The organism is Protofrankia sp. Cj3 (genome assembly GCF_917627355.1).
In the GTDB taxonomy this organism is placed as follows: Bacteria; Actinomycetota; Actinomycetes; order Frankiales; family Frankiaceae; genus Protofrankia.
In genome coordinates, this window is record NZ_CAKJTR010000090.1 from 1 (window position 1) to 2,912 (window position 2,912).

The following is a 2,912-nucleotide window of genomic DNA, read 5'->3' on the forward strand; positions in this document are numbered from 1 at the left end:
CCCCTATTGCCGGGCGCTCTTAGTTCGCTGACAATCACCGATGCCCCGCGGGCTGATGGGCGCTACGGCCTGTCGTTGTCGACCCTGCGCGGCTTCGCCTGCCCAGCAGAGAAATGCGTCCGCCCGGCAGAGGAACGGAGGAGCTGCCGGCCGCTCCACGCCCAACAAGCCAGGCGAACCGCAAGATCAGACGACAACCGGGTCAAGGAGGTGGGGGTCGTTGTTACGTACGTTCCCAACCCTCGAACTGACGGGGTACGCCCGCAACATGCCGGCGGGCGCCGGCCCGAGCATCCCCGTCACGGCTTCCGGGTCGTTGACGCACGGGTCGAGCCAGCGCGACCAGGAGGCCTGTGGGAGAAGCACGGGCGAACGTGGATGCAGAAACTCCAGCCCACCGGCCGCGGTGGTGGTGATGATGGTGAAGGTCGCGAGCACACCGCCCGATGGCGGATGCCACACCTCGTAAAGACCCGCGAGCCCGGCGGGCGTATCGTCAGCCGGCCGTACCAGGTAGGGCTGTCCGCGGCGGGCGCCATCGGCCCGGTGCCATTCGTAATAGCCGGTTGCCGGTACCAGGCAGCGACGGGCGCGCAGCGCGGCACGGAACGCGGGCTTGGTGGCGACCGTCTCCGCCCGGGCATTGATCAGACGGTTACCGATCGCGACATCACGTGCCCATGATGGCACCAGCCCCCAGCGGGCCGTCCGCAACCGCGCGCCTGCCAGCGGCCCCTCAGACGGAATGACAACCACCGGAGCGATGTTGGTCGGTGACACGTTGAAGTTCGGCTGAACGCCGTCAGTCTCATCACGTGCCGCGAACGACTCCGTCAGTTGCCGTGCGCTCAAAGCGTTGGCGTAACGACCGCACACAGCATGACAGTCTGCCAGCGAGCGGCCCGGCCCGCATCCGGCCGTCACGGCCCCGGCCCGGCCCGGCCATCACCAATAGGCCATCACCGTCTGATCGCGTCGGGTGCCGACCATCGGCTGATCATCAACGGAACAGCCACGCGGCCGCGACAGCCAGGCAGAACAGCGCCACCATCGCGAACAAGGCCACCCAGAGCCCCGCCGGTATGCGGGTCAGGCGGGCCAGCTGGTCCGGGTCTGACGTCGGCGCACCGCGGCGACGGGTCCGCTGCACCTCGATGATCGGCCTCACCCCACCGATGAGGAGGAACCAGGTGATGAAGGCCGCGAACACCTCCTGCGAACGAAATGGCGCCAACATGGACACCGCGACGACTGTCGCGGCGCTCAGCACTATCGACAGTGCGCCAAAGGCGTTGCGGATGGCCACCAAGACCCCGAGCAGCAGCGCGACGCTCAGTCGCAACAACAGGCTCACCTGGTTGGCCGCCAGCAGCGCGGCACCGCCAAGCCCGAGGACGGAGGGCGTAATATAGCCGGCCGCTACCGTGATAACGACGCCTGGCCCGGTCGGGCGGCCCGCCGACACGGTTACCCCGGATGTATCCGAATGCAGCCGGATGCCGCCAAGGCGCCGGCCGCTTCCGACCGCCGCAAGCGCATGCCCACCCTCGTGCGCAATAGTGATCACATGTCGAGCCAGCGGCCACAGGCGATTGTTGAGCACCACGAGAAGGGCGACCGCGCCACCGGCAACGGCTGTCCATCGTGGCGGGTCACCTGTGGTGAACAACTGCATCCACTCGTCAGGCGTCGTACGTCTCCTGTCTCAACTGTCGCCGCCGACGGGCGGGTGCGGTGTCGGTGCGACCGCCAGGACCCGAGTATGCAATGCTCAGCAAAAGGGGTGTCAAGCACCAGGCGGTATGAGGTTCCGCCGGGTCACCGTGCCAAGGGTACGATCAGATAATCACTTCTCGTGGCCGATCGGGGCCGCCGGTCGAGTCATCGTCACGACAGGGAACGTCTGGAGGTAAGGAGCGGGTGGCGGATCTCGTCTACAAGCCAGTGGCCCGTTTCGCGCTCGGGGTCTTCAAGGCCCTCGATCTCACGTTGGACGTCCGGGGACAGGAACGCGTACCAGCCATCGGTGGATGCGTGGTAGCGATCAACCATGTATCATACCTGGACTTCGCGCTTGCCGGTGTTCCGTTCTGGTACTCCCACCGCCGCCTGGTACGCTTCATGGCCAAACATGAAGTCTTCACCCATCCGCTTGCCGGGCCTCTGATGCGGGGAATGCGTCATATCCCCGTCGACCGATCGGCGGGCGCCGGCTCATACCGTCACGCGGTGCGAGCTCTGCGGGCCGGCGAACTCGTGGGTGTCTTTCCCGAGGCGACGGTCGGTCGCAGCTTCTGTCTCCAGCCCTTCAAGTCAGGGGCGGCCCGGATGGCCGCCGAAGCAGGCGTTCCGATACTCCCAGTAATTGTTTGGGGCAGCCAGCGCATCCTCACCAAGGGGCGGCCGCGTAATTTCCGGGCCGCGCGAGGAACCCCCGTGTCGATCACGGTTGGTGAAGCGATCCCGGCGGTCGACCTGAAGGACGCCCAGGCTGGGACGCAACTGCTGGCTGACGCGATGGCGAAGCTTCTCGCCGACGCCCAGCGGGACTACCCGCCGCCGCCACCAGGCGAGTCACCATGGTGGCTGCCCGCTCACCTCGGTGGCTGCGCACCCACGCCCGAGGCGGTCGCGCGCGAGCGGGCCGCGCTCCGCGACAAGAAGAAGTAAGAGGCTCCGGCAATAGGGCGTTCGATCAGACAACGGCGTCCGGGTCGATGGATCGTGAGGCGGAGGAGGGAGACGCCGGAGGTATTGGGCGCTGGCCGAGGAGCCTGGGTATCCGTCCGCTGCCTCCGGTGGCTCCCTTCGCTGCCTTGCGCCGCACGCACCCAACCCCGCTCCTTGATCCACATTTCTGTTGCCGAACACTCTTAGATCTTCGTTCCGGTCGTCACACCCAACCAGGACCG

3 protein-coding genes are annotated in these 2,912 nt (G+C 66.9%); 1 reads left to right on the top strand and 2 read right to left on the bottom strand.

Annotated elements, in window-relative coordinates; translation table 11 throughout:
- Positions 1–186: 186 nt before the first annotated feature.
- Both MJ783_RS13675 and MJ783_RS13680 read right to left on the bottom strand, forming a co-directional pair.
- On the bottom strand, positions 187–924 hold the full coding sequence (locus MJ783_RS13675; RefSeq protein WP_370651621.1) for an SOS response-associated peptidase: 738 nt from the start codon (positions 922–924) through the stop codon (positions 187–189).
- 76 nt (positions 925–1,000) lie between these two features.
- A complete protein-coding gene (locus MJ783_RS13680; RefSeq protein WP_239310817.1) occupies positions 1,001–1,675 on the bottom strand; it encodes a M50 family metallopeptidase in 675 nt (224 codons plus the stop codon).
- 245 nt (positions 1,676–1,920) lie between these two features.
- On the opposite strand from MJ783_RS13680, the gene MJ783_RS13685 reads away from it, so the two are divergent.
- Positions 1,921–2,670: a 1-acyl-sn-glycerol-3-phosphate acyltransferase gene (locus MJ783_RS13685; protein ID WP_239310818.1), complete on the top strand. Its 750-nt coding sequence runs from the start codon at positions 1,921–1,923 to the stop codon at positions 2,668–2,670.
- Positions 2,671–2,912 lie beyond the last annotated feature (242 nt).

Coding starts and splice junctions, on each gene's coding strand:
- MJ783_RS13680 (WP_239310817.1), bottom strand. CDS start 1,675: ATGCAGTTGTTCACCACAGGTGACCCGCCACGATGGACAGCCGTTGCC.